General features: G+C 70.2%; 14 protein-coding genes and 5 tRNA genes. 4 read left to right on the plus strand and 15 right to left on the minus strand.

Features of this window, described 5'->3' with window-relative positions; genetic code table 11:
- Positions 1-30: 30 nt before the first annotated feature.
- Positions 31-1041: an NAD(P)H-dependent glycerol-3-phosphate dehydrogenase gene (locus OG595_RS10695; RefSeq protein ID WP_329270440.1), complete on the minus strand. Its 1011-nt coding sequence runs from the start codon at positions 1039-1041 to the stop codon at positions 31-33.
- Entirely contained in the window at positions 1038-1997 is a 960-nt protein-coding gene (locus OG595_RS10700) for a lysophospholipid acyltransferase family protein (RefSeq protein WP_329270443.1), read from the minus strand. The genes OG595_RS10695 and OG595_RS10700 overlap by 4 nt, the downstream gene beginning before the upstream one ends.
- 215 nt (positions 1998-2212) lie before the next feature.
- Between OG595_RS10700 and cofC the strand changes: the two genes are divergently transcribed.
- Positions 2213-2851, plus strand: a complete 639-nt coding sequence (cofC, locus tag OG595_RS10705; protein WP_329270446.1) for a 2-phospho-L-lactate guanylyltransferase — start codon at positions 2213-2215, stop codon at positions 2849-2851.
- Between the two features lie 9 nt (positions 2852-2860).
- Complete coding sequence (locus OG595_RS10710) at positions 2861-3064, plus strand: hypothetical protein (RefSeq protein ID WP_329270448.1); 204 nt, start codon at positions 2861-2863, stop codon at positions 3062-3064.
- A 91-nt stretch (positions 3065-3155) separates the two neighbouring features.
- On the opposite strand, the gene OG595_RS10715 is transcribed toward OG595_RS10710, so the two are convergent.
- From OG595_RS10715 to leuC, 4 genes are all read right to left on the minus strand, one after another.
- Positions 3156-3806: an HU family DNA-binding protein gene (locus tag OG595_RS10715; RefSeq protein WP_329270450.1), complete on the minus strand. Its 651-nt coding sequence runs from the start codon at positions 3804-3806 to the stop codon at positions 3156-3158.
- A gap of 138 nt (positions 3807-3944) precedes the next feature.
- A complete protein-coding gene (locus OG595_RS10720; protein WP_329270452.1) occupies positions 3945-4175 on the minus strand; it encodes a hypothetical protein in 231 nt (76 codons plus the stop codon).
- A 266-nt stretch (positions 4176-4441) separates the two neighbouring features.
- Positions 4442-5035, minus strand: coding sequence for a 3-isopropylmalate dehydratase small subunit (leuD, locus tag OG595_RS10725; RefSeq protein WP_329270454.1), 594 nt, complete (start codon positions 5033-5035; stop codon positions 4442-4444).
- 6 nt (positions 5036-5041) lie between these two features.
- Complete coding sequence (gene leuC, locus OG595_RS10730; RefSeq protein WP_329270457.1) at positions 5042-6472, minus strand: 3-isopropylmalate dehydratase large subunit; 1431 nt, start codon at positions 6470-6472, stop codon at positions 5042-5044.
- A gap of 194 nt (positions 6473-6666) precedes the next feature.
- Here leuC and ndgR point away from each other — a divergent pair, with 194 nt between their 5' ends.
- Positions 6667-7383 carry an IclR family transcriptional regulator NdgR gene (ndgR, locus tag OG595_RS10735; RefSeq protein ID WP_164323372.1) on the plus strand — a complete coding sequence of 239 codons (717 nt, stop codon included), beginning with the start codon at positions 6667-6669 and terminating at the stop codon, positions 7381-7383.
- A gap of 156 nt (positions 7384-7539) precedes the next feature.
- Here the strand turns inward: ndgR and OG595_RS10740 are convergent, their stop codons facing one another.
- Positions 7540-8040 (minus strand): DUF4188 domain-containing protein, encoded by a 501-nt coding sequence (locus OG595_RS10740; RefSeq protein ID WP_329270461.1) that lies wholly within the window; start codon positions 8038-8040, stop codon positions 7540-7542.
- Between the two features lie 99 nt (positions 8041-8139).
- Between OG595_RS10740 and OG595_RS10745 the strand changes: the two genes are divergently transcribed.
- A complete protein-coding gene (locus tag OG595_RS10745; protein ID WP_329270464.1) occupies positions 8140-8781 on the plus strand; it encodes a MerR family transcriptional regulator in 642 nt (213 codons plus the stop codon).
- A 101-nt stretch (positions 8782-8882) separates the two neighbouring features.
- On the opposite strand, the gene OG595_RS10750 is transcribed toward OG595_RS10745, so the two are convergent.
- From OG595_RS10750 to OG595_RS10785, 8 genes are all read right to left on the minus strand, one after another.
- Positions 8883-8955: transfer RNA gene (locus OG595_RS10750), tRNA-Glu, on the minus strand.
- 43 nt (positions 8956-8998) lie between these two features.
- Positions 8999-9070 (minus strand) — tRNA-Gln (locus OG595_RS10755).
- Between the two features lie 20 nt (positions 9071-9090).
- A tRNA-Glu gene (locus OG595_RS10760) sits at positions 9091-9163 on the minus strand.
- Positions 9164-9225: 62 nt separating this feature from the next.
- Positions 9226-9298: transfer RNA gene (locus OG595_RS10765), tRNA-Glu, on the minus strand.
- Between the two features lie 49 nt (positions 9299-9347).
- A tRNA-Gln gene (locus tag OG595_RS10770) sits at positions 9348-9419 on the minus strand.
- A gap of 91 nt (positions 9420-9510) precedes the next feature.
- Positions 9511-10242: an HAD family hydrolase gene (locus tag OG595_RS10775; RefSeq protein WP_329270467.1), complete on the minus strand. Its 732-nt coding sequence runs from the start codon at positions 10240-10242 to the stop codon at positions 9511-9513.
- 71 nt (positions 10243-10313) lie between these two features.
- Complete coding sequence (locus OG595_RS10780; protein ID WP_329270469.1) at positions 10314-12548, minus strand: FlgD immunoglobulin-like domain containing protein; 2235 nt, start codon at positions 12546-12548, stop codon at positions 10314-10316.
- Positions 12549-12639: 91 nt separating this feature from the next.
- Positions 12640-14880, minus strand: coding sequence for a hypothetical protein (locus OG595_RS10785; RefSeq protein WP_329270471.1), 2241 nt, complete (start codon positions 14878-14880; stop codon positions 12640-12642).
- Positions 14881-15016: the final 136 nt, after the last annotated feature.

Genomic DNA, 15016 nt, shown 5'->3' on the forward strand with positions numbered 1-15016 from the left:
GCTGAGTCAGCGCCCGCAGACCGCTGTTGCTCAGCGTCGTTCGGGCTTGGCGCTGCGCGACATCAGTTCCTTGAGGGCCACGACGGGCGGCTTGCCCTCGTGCACGATGCCGACGACCGTCTCCGTGATCGGCATGTCGACGCCGTGCCTGCGGGCCAGATCCAGCACGCTCTCGCAGGACTTGACGCCCTCGGCGGTCTGCTTGGTGACCGCGATGGTCTCCTGGAGGGTCATGCCCCTGCCGAGGTTGGTGCCGAAGGTGTGGTTGCGGGAGAGGGGCGAGGAGCAGGTCGCCACCAGGTCGCCCAGGCCCGCGAGTCCGGCGAACGTGAGCGGATCGGCGCCCATCGCGAGACCGAGGCGGGTCGTCTCGGCGAGGCCGCGCGTGATGAGCGAGCCCTTCGCGTTGTCGCCCAGTCCCATGCCGTCCGCGATGCCGACGGCCAGCCCGATCACGTTCTTGACCGCGCCGCCGAGTTCGCAGCCGACGATGTCGGTGTTGGTGTACGGGCGGAAGTACGGGGTGTGGCAGACGCTCTGGAGTCGCTGGGCCACGGCGTCGTCCGTGCAGGCGACCACGGCGGCGGCCGGCATCCGGGCGGCGATCTCCCGGGCGAGGTTGGGGCCGGTGACGACCGCGATGCGGTCCTGGCCCACCTTGGCGACGTCCTCGATGACCTCGCTCATCCGCATCGCGGAGCCGAGTTCGACGCCCTTCATGAGGGACACGAGGACCGTGTCGGGGGCGAGCAGGGGGGTCCACTCGGCGAGATTCCCGCGCAGGGTCTGCGAGGGGATGCTGAGGATCGTGAAGTCGGCGTCGCGCGCGGCTTCCGCCGGGTCCGTGGTGGCGCGGAGGTTCTCCGGGAGTTCGACACCCGGGAAGTAGTCCGGGTTCGTACGCGTGGAGTTGATCGCCTCGGCGAGTTCCGGGCGGCGGGCCCACAGGGTCACCTCGCAGCCGGCGTCGGCGAGCACCATGCCGAAGGCGGTCCCCCATGATCCAGCGCTGAACACCGCCGCCTTGACCGGCTCGCTCACTTGCCCTGCCCCTCTTCCTGAACTTCCCGTACGTGTGCTGCTTCTGGCGTTGCGGCTTCTCGTACTGCTTCTTCTTGTACTGCGGCTTCGTGCACCTCTGCTTCGTGCACCTCTGCTTCGTGCACTGCGGCTTCGTGTGCCGCCGCCGGTCGTGCCCGCGGTCCTTCGCCGGCCGCCTCGGCGACGGCCCTCTCGTGCGCGTCCAACGCGTCCTGCGCCTCTTCCGCGGCAGTGCGGCGGCGCTGCTCGATCCGCTCCTCGCGCGGGTCGTAGGGAGTCGCGGGCGCCTTCTCGCCGCGGATCTCCTCCAGCAGGCGGGTGATGTCGGCCATGATGACCTCCGTCGCCTCCTTCAGGAGGTCGGGGCTCATCTCCCTGTCGTAGAACCGTGTCAGGTCCACGGGCGGGCCCGCGAGGACGTGGTGGGTCTTGCGCGGAAGGACGTTGAGCTTCCTGGCGTACGGCGGCAGCAGCTCGTTCGCGCCCCACTGGGCCACCGGGATCACCGGGCACCTGGTCTGCAGGGCGACCCGGGCGGCGCCGGTCTTGCCGGTCATGGGCCACTGGTCCGGGTCGCGGGTGATCGTGCCCTCGGGATAGAAGACGACGCATTCGCCGCGCTCGACGGCGTCGATCGCGGAGCGGAAGGCGCTCAGCGCGTCGGTGGTCTCGCGGTGGACGGGGATCTGTCCGGTACCGCGCATCATGGTGCCGACGAATCCCTTCTTGAAAAGCCCGCTCTTCGCCAGAAAACGTGGAACACGGCCGCTGTTGTACTGGTAGTGCGCGTAGGCGAAGGGGTCCGCATGCGAATTGTGGTTCACCGCGGTGATGAATCCGTCCGCCGCCGGAATGTTCTCCATTCCGCGCCAGTCCCGGTTGATCAGAACCACCAGCGGCGGTTTGCAGATGACCGCAGCGAGGCGGTACCAGAAGCCGATTCTGCGGCGGGGCACGCGGGACACCTTCCTCTAAGGCCTGGACCAGGACCTCTGCCGACGGACCCGGGGGCCGCACAAGTGTCGCCCCGGGCTTCCGGTCTGTCGAGAACACCGTACGCCCCGGTACCGACACCGCCGGATGGGCTTTGATGACAGCCAGGTGACAATGGTTGCGGCCGGGAGAGCACCGGAGGAGCAGCCGGGTGGAACGAGGGAGGGACGGAACGCTCGTGCAGTGGACAGTGGTCATACCCCTCAAGCCCCTGGCCCGGGCCAAGAGCAGGCTCGCCGACACCGCCGACGACGGGCTGCGCCCCGGCCTCGCCCTGGCCTTCGCCCTGGACACGGTGGCAGCGGTGCTCGCCTGCGCGGCGGTCCGCGATGTGGCGGTCGTCACGAACGACGCCCTGGCCGCCCGAGAGCTGGCAGCCCTGGGGGCCGCGATCGTCTCCGACGAGCCCCTGGGCGGCCTGAACGCCGCCCTGACGCACGGAACGGCGGCCGTACGGACGCTACGGCCCGACAGCCCCGTAGCGGCCCTGAACGCCGATCTGCCGGCGCTGCGCCCCCTGGAACTGGCCCGCGTCCTGGATGCCGCCACCGCATTTCCCCGCGCTTTCCTCACGGACGCGGCCACGGTCGGCACCACTCTGCTGACCGCCCGCCCCGGTCAGGAATTGCTTCCGCATTTCGGTCCGCATTCCCGAATCCGCCACCGCGACTCCGGCGCCGCGGAACTCGGGCTCGCCTCGGTGAATTCCGTACGCCAGGACGTGGACACCGGCGACGATCTGCGGGCGGCGCTCGCCCTGGGCGTGGGGACACGGACGGCGACCGCCGTCGAGGGGCTGCTGATGGCGGGCCAGTAGGCTGCCGCCATGCAGGCGACCGCGTACACGTACGACGCCGGGACACGCAGCGGCAGTGTGCTGCTCGACGACGGCACCCCCGTTCCCTTCGACGCGCCGGCGTTCGACGCGGGCGGGCTGAGGCTGCTGCGGCCCGGACAGCGGGTGCGCATCGAGGTGGAGGGGGAGGGAAGCTCCTCCCGGATCACGCTCGTCACTCTGCAGACCTTCTGAAGACCTTCTGAGCGCCCCCAAAGGGTCCGGACACGCCGCGGGCCGGACTCCCTCGGGGAGTCCGGCCCGGCGCGTGTATGCCCTTGCGCCCTTACTTGGTGCGGGCGGTGGCCTTCTTGGCGGTGGTGGTGCGGGCCGCGGACTTGCGGGCCGGGGCCTTTGTCGCAGCCGTCGCCTTCTTGGCCGCCGGGGCCTTCTTGGCGGCGGTCTTCTTCGCCGTGGCGGTGGTCTTCTTCGCCGCCGCGGTCTTCGCGGTGGTCTTCTTGGCCGTGGTCTTCTTCGCCGTCGCCGTCGTCTTCTTCGCCGGCGTCGCCTTCTTGGCCACGGTCTTCTTCGCCGCCGTCGCCTTCTTGGCGGTGGTGGCCTTCTTCGCCGCGGCCTTCTTGACCGTTGCGGCAGCACTGCCGCCGGTCAGGCTGCCCTTGGGCGCCTTCTTGACCGCGACCTCGCCGCCACGCGGGAGCTTCTTCGAGCCGCTCACCAGGTCCTTGAAGCCCTGGCCGGCACGGAAGCGCGGGACGGAGGTCTTCTTGACCCGAACCCGCTCGCCCGTCTGCGGGTTGCGGGCGTAACGGGCCGGACGGTCGACCTTCTCGAAGGATCCGAACCCGGTGACCGAGACCCGGTCCCCACTGACCGTCGCGCGGACGATGGCGTCCAGGACCGCGTCGACCGCCTCGGCGGCCTGCTGACGGCCACCGACCTTGTCCGCAATGGCTTCTACGAGCTGCGCCTTGTTCACGTCTTCCCCTTCGGAGACATTGCCAGAACGAAAGTGTTCAAGCTTTTTCGCACGTTAGGCAGATATATACCGCAAATCAAACACGAAACGGGCTAATCACCCTTGTGCCGCAACGAACTCGGGCTGTCATGGAGTTCCTCAGCGGTCCTCGTCGGGGATTCGACCCTCGTCGAGGTCCGCCATGAAGCGTTCCAGCCGCCTTGTCGCGTCGGCGAGATCGTGCTTGGCCGCGGCCGTAATGACCAGCAGCTTCCGGGTCAGCGCCATCCGTACGCCCTCCGGGACTTGCAGTGCGCGCACTGTTGTGTGCGCTTCCTTTAGTTGGGCCGCGACCGCCGTGTAGAGCTCGAGTTGGCCGTCGTGTTCCATGCACAGATTGTGCCATCTGGGGCGAGTTGTCGCCTGCTCAGGGGGCAACTGCTGCCTCAAACGGCCTTCCGCATCCACCTGGGAGTCGCGGTGTCAAGACCCGGGTACCCCATCAACACCCTTTCTAACATGGGAAGTTGGGACGCCCCGGCAAGGTGCCCGAGAGGGTCCGGAGGCAGAAACAGCTGTACCCCCAATCGTGGCGATCGGGGGTACAGACGGGGTGTTGCAGTGGCCGAAACCCTACTTGCGAAGGGCCGTCCGGCTCAGACCTTGAGGGTCCACGGCTTGTGCGAGGGGCGCTTCGCCTCGTACGCCGAGATCTCGCCCTCGTTCTGCAGGGTGATGGAGATGTCGTCCAGCCCGTTCAGCAGCCGCCAACGGGCGTTCTCGTCGAGCTCGAAGGCCGCGGTGATGCCCTCGGCGCGCACCTCGCGGGCCTCCAGGTCGACCGTGATCTCGGCCTCGGGGTCGTTCTCCGTGAGCACCTGGAGCGCGTCCACGGTCTTCTGCTCCAGAACCACCGTGAGCAGGCCGTTCTTGAGCGAGTTGCCACGGAAGATGTCGGCGAAGCGCGACGAGATGACGGTCTTGAAGCCGTAGTTCTGAAGCGCCCAGACGGCGTGCTCGCGCGAGGAGCCCGTACCGAAGTCGGGGCCCGCGACCAAGACCGTGGCGCCCTTGCGCTCGGGCTGGTTGAGGATGAAGTTCTCGTCCTTGCGCCAGGCCTCGAACAGCCCGTCCTCGAACCCGTCCCGCGTGACCTTCTTGAGCCAGTGAGCAGGGATGATCTGGTCGGTGTCGACGTTGCTGCGGCGCAGCGGGACGGCCCGGCCGGTGTGCGCGGTGAATGCTTCCATGGCTGATCAGACTCCAGCGGACGTACGGGTGTCGGCGTCGGACAGGTCGGCCGGGGAGGCCAGGTGGCCCAGTACGGCCGTCGCGGCGGCGACCTGCGGCGACACCAGGTGCGTACGGCCGCCCTTGCCCTGCCTGCCCTCGAAGTTGCGGTTGGAGGTGGACGCGGAGCGCTCACCGGGGGCCAGCTGGTCGGGGTTCATGCCCAGACACATCGAGCAGCCCGCGTGCCGCCATTCGGCGCCGGCCTCCTTGAAGACCACGTCCAGGCCCTCGGAGACGGCCTGGAGACCGACCCGCACCGAGCCGGGGACGACCAGCATCCGTACGCCGTCGGCGACTTTGCGGCCCCCGACGATCTCGGCGGCGGCGCGCAGGTCCTCGATGCGGCCGTTGGTGCACGAACCTACGAAGACGGTGTCCACCTTGATGGAGCGCAGCGACTGACCGGCCTCCAACCCCATGTATTCCAGGGCCTTTTCGGCGGCGAGGCGCTCCGATGCGTCTTCGTACGAAGCAGGGTCGGGGACGTCCGCCGAAAGCGGCGCGCCCTGGCCGGGGTTGGTGCCCCAGGTGACGAACGGCGACAGCGCGGCGCCGTCGATGACGACCTCGGCGTCGAATTCCGCGTCGTCGTCGGTGCGCAGCGTCTTCCAGTACTCCACCGCCGCGTCCCAGTCCGCGTCGGCGGGCGCGTGCGGGCGGCCCTTGAGGTACTCGAAGGTGGTCTCGTCGGGGGCGATCATGCCCGCGCGGGCGCCGGCCTCGATCGACATGTTGCAGATGGTCATCCGGGCCTCCATCGAGAGCTTCTCGATGGCGGGGCCGCGGTACTCCAGGATGTAGCCCTGGCCGCCGCCCGTACCGATCTTCGCGATGATCGCGAGGATCAGGTCCTTGGCGGTGACGCCGTCGGGCAGTTCACCCTCGACCGTGATGGCCATGGTCCTGGGGCGGGCCAGCGGCAGCGTCTGGGTGGCCAGCACGTGCTCGACCTGGGAGGTGCCGATGCCGAACGCCAGCGCGCCGAAGGCACCGTGCGTGGAGGTGTGGGAGTCACCGCAGACGACGGTGGTTCCCGGCTGGGTCAGCCCCAGCTGCGGTCCCACCACGTGGACGACACCCTGCTCGACGTCACCCAGCGGGTGCAGCCGGACACCGAAGTCGGCGCAGTTCTTGCGCAGCGTCTCCAGCTGGACCCGGGAGACGGGGTCGGCGATGGGCTTGTCGATGTCGAGGGTCGGGGTGTTGTGGTCCTCGGTCGCGATGGTGAGGTCGAGGCGCCGCACCTTACGGCCGTTCTGACGCAGACCGTCGAAGGCCTGCGGGCTGGTCACCTCGTGCAGCAGGTGCAAGTCGATGAAGAGGAGGTCGGGCTCGCCCTCCGCGCGCCGGACGACGTGGTCGTCCCAGACCTTCTCCGCGAGTGTCCTACCCATCGCTTTCCCTCCGGCCGGCCTGTACGGGCGCCGGCCCAACTAGATAGAGATCTTGTGGCGGCGACCGCCCGTACCCCTTGTCCGGGCATCCGCCGCCGGGCCCGTTGGTCGGCGGGCCACTGTGTCTTCCAGAGTGGCGCGTTCCACCGGAAAATGAACTTGCGTTTCACAGAGTGAGACGCGAGTATCGTTTCATGGACAACAGTAGCGGCGTCGGCGTTCTGGACAAGGCAGCCCTTGTCCTGAGCGCTCTGGAGTCCGGTCCGGCCACCCTCGCGGGTCTGGTCGCGGCGACCGGACTGGCACGACCCACGGCACATCGTCTCGCCGTGGCGCTGGAACACCACCGCTTGGTGGCGCGCGACATGCAGGGCCGTTTCATTCTCGGCCCCCGCCTGGCGGAACTTGCGGCGGCAGCGGGCGAGGACCGCCTCCTGGCGACCGCCGGCCCGGTGCTCACCCATGTCCGCGATCTGACGGGCGAGAGCGCGCAGCTCTACCGCCGCCAGGGCGACATGCGCATCTGCGTCGCCGCGGCCGAGCGCCTCTCGGGCCTTCGGGACACGGTCCCGGTCGGCTCGACGCTGACGATGAAGGCGGGCTCGTCGGCCCAGATCCTGATGGCGTGGGAGGAGCCGGAGCGCCTGCACCGCGGCCTCCAGGGCGCCCGCTTCACCGCGACGGCGCTGTCGGGCGTACGCCGCCGGGGCTGGGCCCAGTCCATCGGCGAGCGCGAGCCGGGCGTCGCCTCGGTCTCCGCTCCCGTCCGGGGCCCGTCGAACCGCGTCGTGGCCGCCGTCTCGGTCTCCGGCCCCATCGAACGCCTGACCCGCCACCCCGGCCGCATGCACGCCCAGGCGGTCATCGACGCGGCGGCCCGCCTCTCGGAAGCACTGCGCCGCACGGGCTGACCCGGAAAACGCACAGCCTCGGGAACCCGGCAGGCCTCAACGCCGCGGCAGGCCGCTTCCCCCAGAGCGCTTCCATACCAGGGGCGAGGTCACCCGCCCAGGGGCGCGGGAAACCGCGCGACCAGCCACAACGCACCCGCACCCACGGCAGAACCTCTACGACGCCGACCGATGAGCGAACCGCTCCTTGCCGGAGCGCCCCCGCCTCTCCACCGGCAGCACCCCGTGCGCCGCCGCCAGCCCGAAGGCCGGCATGTCCGCGTAGATCGACTCGTAGGACCCCTCGGGTACGACATACGTCTCGTGCCACAGCCCCACGTGCTGCCGGACCTTCCCCTCCCGCTCCTTGCGGTTGAGCCTCGCCCACGCCTTGTGATGGAACATGTCGGACGCGGCGGCGTACGTGTACAGCTTCTCCTTGGACTCCCAGTACTGGACGACGTAGTACGTCCGTGGCGACGCCGTCAGCAGCACGTGCTTGAGCAGCCCGCGCGAAGGGTCCTTCGCCAGCTCCCGCAGCATCCGCGGCATGGCCATGAACACCGGGAACCAGTGGTGCACGGCCCAGAAGTGGTTGATGCGCATCCCGATGAGCAGGACGACGACGTCTCCTTCGGCTGCCGCTGTCGTACGGCCCGCGTTGGGCTTCGCGAACATGGGACCTCCCCCGTCGGGACTGCGCGTCCCGTTGGCTAGCGGCACTATCCGACCACCGCGTGCTTGGATCGTGCCGTCGTCCGAGGAAAGGCGCAAGGCATGCGGCTGGCCGAGTTGAGCGAGCGCAGCGGTGTGTCCACCGCGACGATCAAGTACTACCTGCGCGAGGGCCTGTTGGCGCCCGGCCTGCAGATCAACACGACGACCGCGGAGTACGACGAGGGTCATCTGCGCCGGCTGCGACTGGTCCGCGCGATGATCCAGGTGGGGCGTATCCCCGTCGCCACCGCCCGTGAGGTGCTCGGCCACGTCGACGACGAGTCACTGGGCCGCACGATCCGTCTGGGCGCGGCCCTGTGGGCGTTGCCGCAGGGCGCCGGGCCGGACGAGGAGGACCCCGCCGTGGCCGCCGCCCGCCGGGAGGTGGACCGGCTGCTGGTGAGCCTGGGCTGGGAGACCGCGCGCGAGCTGAGCCCGCTCTCCCCCGTGCACCGCTCGCTGGTGGTGGCGGTGGCCGCGCTGATCCGGCTGGGCTATTCCTGGGACGCCGAACTGATGGCGCCGTACGCGGAGTTGATGCACCAGGTGGCGAGACGGGACCTGGACTTCCTGGAGACGCACGCGTCGGACGCGGAGCGGGTCGAGACGGCGGTCGCGGCGACCGTGCTCTTCGAACCGGTGCTCACGGCTCTGCACCGGCTGGCCCAGGAGGAGGAGTCGGCGCGACGGTACGGGCTGTAGGCGGGCGGCCTGGCACGTGGGCGCAGCCCGGCCGGACCTGCCCCACACCCCGTCCATGCAAAGTGGCCCTCCGCCGAAGCGGAGGGCCACCGTGCCTGACGTACCCCCGACCGGATTCGAACCGGCGCTACTGCCGTGAGAGGGCAGCGTGCTAGGCCGCTACACAACGGGGGCAAGGATCCTGCGGCGCATGCAACTACACTGCCGCAGATCCGAGCTGGTCTACCTGGACTCGAACCAAGAATGACGGTACCAGAAACCGTAGTGTTGCCAATTACACCATAGACCAAGGCAATTCAAGGTGAAGCGTACCCCCGACCGGATTCGAACCGGCGCTACTGCCGTGAGAGGGCAGCGTGCTAGGCCGCTACACAACGGGGGCCCTAGCGATCCTGCGTGAGAGCCAGCGGGTGCGACCCGAACTGACCCTCCGGGAAGGATCTGTACCCCCGACCGGATTCGAACCGGCGCTACTGCCGTGAGAGGGCAGCGTGCTAGGCCGCTACACAACGGGGGCTTGTGTGGATTCTGATCTCCACGGGTGCAGATTTGAAGCAATCTGCGAGCTGGCCTACCTGGACTCGAACCAAGACTAACGGAACCAGAAACCGTCGTGCTGCCAATTACACCATAGGCCACTGGAACGCGAGCCCCTGCGGAGCCCCTGTTCTAGCTTGCGCCTTCGGTTCCCGGCCTTTCGACCCGCTCTCCGGCGGCGCAGGAAGAACATTACCCGAAGGTGGACGGCGCTCCAAAACGGGTATCGGTGCCGAGGATCGCCGGGAGTTCGGCGAGGGAGGCGATCCGGTGCGGCCCCCCGGCGGCCCGCTCGACGACGGTGGGGCCGGTGCGGTCGATCCACACGGACAGCAGCCCGGCGTCGACGGCACCCCGCCCGTCGATCTCCGGGTGGTCACCGACGTACGCCACCTGCTCCGGGGACAGGCCCAGGGCGTCGCAGGCCGCGTGGAAGGCCTGGGCGTCCGGCTTGTGGAAGCCGAGCTCGGCCGCGCACAGCACGGCCTCGAAGCGGTCGCGTACGCCGAGCACGCGCAGCTTGCGGTCCTGGACCCGGATGCTGGAGTTGGAGAGCACCCCGTGCCGGTGGCTGGCGGCCAGGAGGTCGAGGACGGGCAGTACGTCCGGGAAGAGCGCCCACGCTGCCTCGTAGTGCCCGATGTAGCGGTCGAACCAGGCGTCGGCCTCGGCGTCGGTCAGGTTCTCGCCCAGGAACATCCGCACCCGCTCCCGGCGCTGCCCCGGGAAGTCGGTCTCCCCCGCCGCGAACCGCGCCCACTGCCGGTCGGTGACCTCCCGCCAGCGGACAAGGGCCTCCTCGATGGTCGCGTACCCGTCGAGCAGGCCCTCTGCCGCGAGCTGCTCCCGCATGCCGACGCGGTCCGCCGTGGTGTAGTCGAAGATCGTGTCGTCGATGTCCCAGACAACGGCTCGGATCGTCATGCCCTCCACGGTACCCACCGACCGGCCGAGAGCCCGGGGCGGCGGGGTCACGGGAACCCCGCCGCCGTCCCTCAGCCGACCGTCGTGGTTCCCGTGAGGTTCAGGGCCGGGCCCTGGGTGTCGTCGGGTACGGCGGTCAGTTTCCAGGTGTAGGTGCCGGAGGCGCGGCGGCCGTCGGACCACAGGCCGTCCCAGGAGGCGCGCACCGCGGCCGCCGTGGTGCTGCCGGTGATCGTGCGGACCGTCGTTCCGGAGCTGTTGGCCAGGGTCAGGGTCCAGGTCGCGGGCTTGTTGAGCTGCCAGACCGGCAGCCAGGGGGACCCGGTGGTGGGGCCGCCCGGCCGGGGGTCCGTCTGGGCCTCCAGCTGTGCCAGCGACGACGCCGGGACCCCGCTGTCCACGAGCGCCACCTGACCGTAGGTGGAGGTGAGGTAGGCGATGTCGCCGCCGAACCGGTCCACGGCCCAACGGCCGTTGCTGCCCCCGGTGTTCTGGTCCGCCGTGGGCAGGGAGGCCACTGTGCGGGTGGTGGCCGCGCCGGTGTGGAAGTCGGTGAGCAGCAGTTGGTGGGTGGTTCGGTTCTCGCGCAGGAGGTAGCCGTCGGCGAGGCGGGCCGGCGCCTGATCGGACGGGACCGGGATGGTGCGGTTGGTCGCCCGGTCGTAGACGCCGGCGGGTCCTGCCGTGCCGCAGGTCCAGTACAGCCAGGTGTTGACGGCCTGGATGTCGGTCGGGGTGCAGGGCGCGCCGGTCGCGAGGGTGGCCACGGTCTGCTGGGTCTTGAGGTGGGTTCCGACGACCGTCCCCTGGGTGCTGCCGGTCGTCCACAGGACCTGGCCCCAGACGGCCGCGGGCGTGCGGGTGCGGGTCAGCGCGACCGTACCGGCGGTGGCGGCGCGCGGGAAGTCGAAGGCCTTCTGTACGCCGGGGGTGCCGCCGTTGTAGAGGACGTAGCGGCCGGTGCCGCTCGGGATGCGGCCCGCGGAGTCTCCCGTGGCGGCGTTGACGACCGTGGTGGCATCGAGGCCGGCGATCGTCACCAGTTGGTCGCCACTCACGGAGGTCCACAGGGATGCGACCCTGCCGTCGCCGAGCGCCTCCAGCTGGGGGCAGGCGGCGTCGCCGGTCAGGCAGGTCGTCCCGCTCATGGCCGGGCCGCGCTTGGTCTGTCCGCCGACCGGCTTGGCCGAGGGGTCCAGTTGGAAGCTGTTGTAGCGGTAGGAGCCGAGTCCCCCGGGGGTGGCTCCGTACAGCATCAACTCGCCGCCGGCGAGGGCTAGTCCGTCCACCTGGGTCGAATAGGCGGGGATGTTGACGACCTTCTCCGTGGCCGTGCGGCCGTCGTCGGTGGGGGTGACGCGGTGGACGTTCCAGTCGAGGCTGGACGGCCCGGCCGTGGCGAGCGCGCCGCCGTCCGGAGTCGGGGTGAAGGAGCCGTCCGAGTCGGCGAGGGCGGTGTATGTCGCGCCGGTGACGAGTGAGAGGGCGGTCAGTTCGGGCTTGGTGCCGGCGACGACGAAGTCCGGGTTGCCGATGAGGAGTTGGTCACCGACGACGGCTTCGAGATCGGCGCCCCAGCGGTTGAGGCCGGTGGGCGTGGTGCCGGGCTCGGCGTCGACGCGTATGGACTTCCAGTCGGCCACCAGCCAGCGGTCGTTGAAGCGGACCGGGGGGCTGGTCGCCACGCCGGTGACATAGGTGCGGAAGGAGCCGTCCGCGAGGTCGACCAGGCCCACGGAGGTCACACCGTCCAGGGTGTAGACGACGGCGAGCCGGAGGACCGAGCCGCCCTTGACGTAGGTGGTCGGTTCGGCGCCCGCGGGAAGGCCGGTGACCGGTATGTCAGTGGTGGCACCGTCCGCGGCGGCGCGCAGGACGTGCAGGGTGCCGGCGGTGTCGCGGGTCAGCACGCTCCAGCCGGGGGCGGACTTGACGCTCTGCCCGGCCGGGATGGTGAAGGTGGCGGTCACGCCCGTGGAGCGGTGCCTCTGCGTGACGGTGGAGCCGCTGAAGGTGCTGATGACATCGGTGCCACTGGCCAGGTCGTCCGGGCCCGCGTGCTCGGGCGGGACGGTGCCCGGGTAGTCGACCGACAGGATGGGATCGGTGCCGGTCGACGTGTACTGGAAGCCGGACGAGCCGACCCACCGGTAGGCGACGGTGGCCGGCTTCTCGGAGGCGAGCCGGACAGTGCCGGCCGGCGGATCGACGGCGGGCGCCGCCTGTGCGGGCACGGTCAGCGTGGCGCAGGACAGCGCCACGGCTCCGCCGAGCACAGCGTTGGCAAGTCTTCGTGAACGGTTCATCTTTCCTCGCCGGTAGATCCCACAACGGAGTGCGCACACGCATCATGCGCACAGGAAACAGCCAGAACAGCCAACGGGCGCCCCCGGTGACTCAGTTGACGACGGTCGTGCCCGTGAGGGTCAGGGTGGGGCCCTGGTGGTCGCGCGGGGTGGCGCTGAGCCTCCAGGTGTACGTGCCCTTGATCCGCTGTCCGTCGGACCGCAGACCGTCCCAGGAGGCACGTACCGCGGCTCCCAAGGTGTCGCCGGTGAGGGCGCGGACCCTGGTTCCGGCGGCGTCGGTGAGCGTCAGGGTCCAGGCGGCGGGCTTGTTGAGCTGCCAGACGGGCACCCACGGTTTCGCGGCGGTCGGCCCGCCCGCCCGAGGTGCCGTCTGGGCCTCCGTCTGAGCGAGCGACGAGGCCGGAACCCCGCTCCTGACGATCGCCACCTCGCCGCGCGACTCCTTCTGATAGGCGATGTGCCCGCCGAACCGGTCCACGGCCCAGCGCCCGTTGCTGCCGCCGCGCGTCACGTCCTGCTCGGGCAGGACGGCCACCGTACGGGTCGTCGCCCGACCTGTGTGGAAGTCGGTGAGCCGCAGCTCGTGGGTGGCGCGGTCCTCGCGGACGAGGTAGCCGTCGGCGAGGCGGGCCGGGGCGGCTCCGGACGGGACCGGGATGGAGCGCCTGGCCGCGCGGTCGTAGACGCCCGCCGGTCCCGCCGCGCCGCAGGACCAGTACAGCCAGGTGTTGACGGCCTGGACGTCGGTGGGCTTGCAGGGCGCGCCGGTGGCGATGGTGGCGACGGTCTTCTTGGTCTTGAGGTTGAGTCCGACGACGGATCCCTTGGTGCCGCCGGTCGACCAGAGGACCTGGCCCCAGACCGACGCGGGCGTGCGGGTACGGGTGAGGACGACCGTGCCGGCGGTGGCGCCGTTGGGGAAGTCGATGACCTTCTGCACATTGGTGGTGCCGCCGTTGTAGAGGACGTAACGGCCGCTGCCGCTCGTGATACGCCCGAGCCTGCTCCCCGTGGCGGCGTTGACCTGGGTCTTCGTGTCCAGCCCGGTGACCCGCACGTTCTGCGGCCCCGCGTTGTCCATGTCGGGCCAGACGCTCCAGTTGGTGGTGGTCCGGCCGTCGCCGAGTGCCTGGATCTGGGGACAGGTGACGTCGCCCGCGATGCAGTCGTACGCGTAGATTTCGGGGCTGCGGAGGGTCTGCGGACCCACGGGCCGGCCTGTGGCGTCCAGGGCGAAGCTGCTGAAGACGCTGGCGTTCGGCGAGTCGCCGTACAGGAACAACTCGCCGCCGGCGAGGGCCAGCGCGGGCACGTACGACACGTTCGTGGGCAGCTGGGTCACCTCCTCGGCGGCGGTGGTACCGGCCGCGGTGGGCGTGATGCGGTACACGTGCCAGTCGAGGCCGGAGGGTCCGGCCGTGGCGAGCGCGCCGCCGTCAGCGGTCGGTGCGAACGACATGTACGACTGGGCGAGCACGGTCGACGTGGCGCCGGTGACGAGTGAGCGGGCGGTCAGCGCCGGGCCGGTGACACCGTAGTTGACCGGATAGCCGATGAGCAGCTGGTCGCCGACAACCGCGAAGTGCTCCCAGGGAAAGGCCGTGACGGGGAGCGCGGTGGGTTCGGTGCCGGGCGGCGCGTCCACGCGTACCGACTTCCAGTCGGCCACCAGCCAACGGTCGTTGAAGGTGACCGCCGCGAACTCGTCGGTGCCGCTGACGTACGTACGGAAGGCACCGTCCGCGAGATCGACGAGGCCCACGGACCGCTTGCCGTCCAGCAGGTAGACGAGGCCGATGCGACGGACCGAGCCGCCGTTGACGTACTTCACGGGCCGGGCGCCCGCGGGCAGGCCCTTGACGGTCAGGTCCGTGGTGCCGTCGGCCGTCGCGCGCAGCACGTGCGGGGTACCGGCGGCGTCCTCGGTCAGCACGCTCCAGCCCGAGGCGGCCTTGTAGGTCTGGCCGGCCGGAAGGGTGACGGTGGCGGTCACACCGGTGGAGCGGTGCTTCTGGGTCACGGTGGAGCCGGTCACGGTGCTGACCACGTCCGTGCCCGAGGGCAGGTCGTCGGGGCCCGCGTGGGCGGGCGGGACCACGCCCTTGTAGTCCACCCATACCGGGTCCGCGCCCCACGCCGTGTACTGGAATCCGGACGCGCCCGCCCACCTGTACGTCGGATCGGCCTCTCTCGCCGACTTGAGCGTGACGGTGCCGACCGGTGTGTCGGCCGTGGGCGCCGCCTGGGCGGGCATGGCCGGCACGGTGCACGCCAGCGCCACCGCTCCGGCGAACGCGACCAGCCTGACAGGACTCCGCGAACGGGTCATATCGCGTTTCTCCCCCTCGAATCCGGAACCCCCCTGTCAACGAGGGGCACATCACGCACACAGACTCGGGCCGGGGAGGGAGAGTTGTACGGAGGGACGGGCTCCGTTTGGGCGGGAGCTGCGGGATAGCCGCGGG

Source organism: Streptomyces sp. NBC_01451, from assembly GCF_036227485.1.
In the GTDB taxonomy this organism is placed as follows: Bacteria; Actinomycetota; Actinomycetes; order Streptomycetales; family Streptomycetaceae; genus Streptomyces.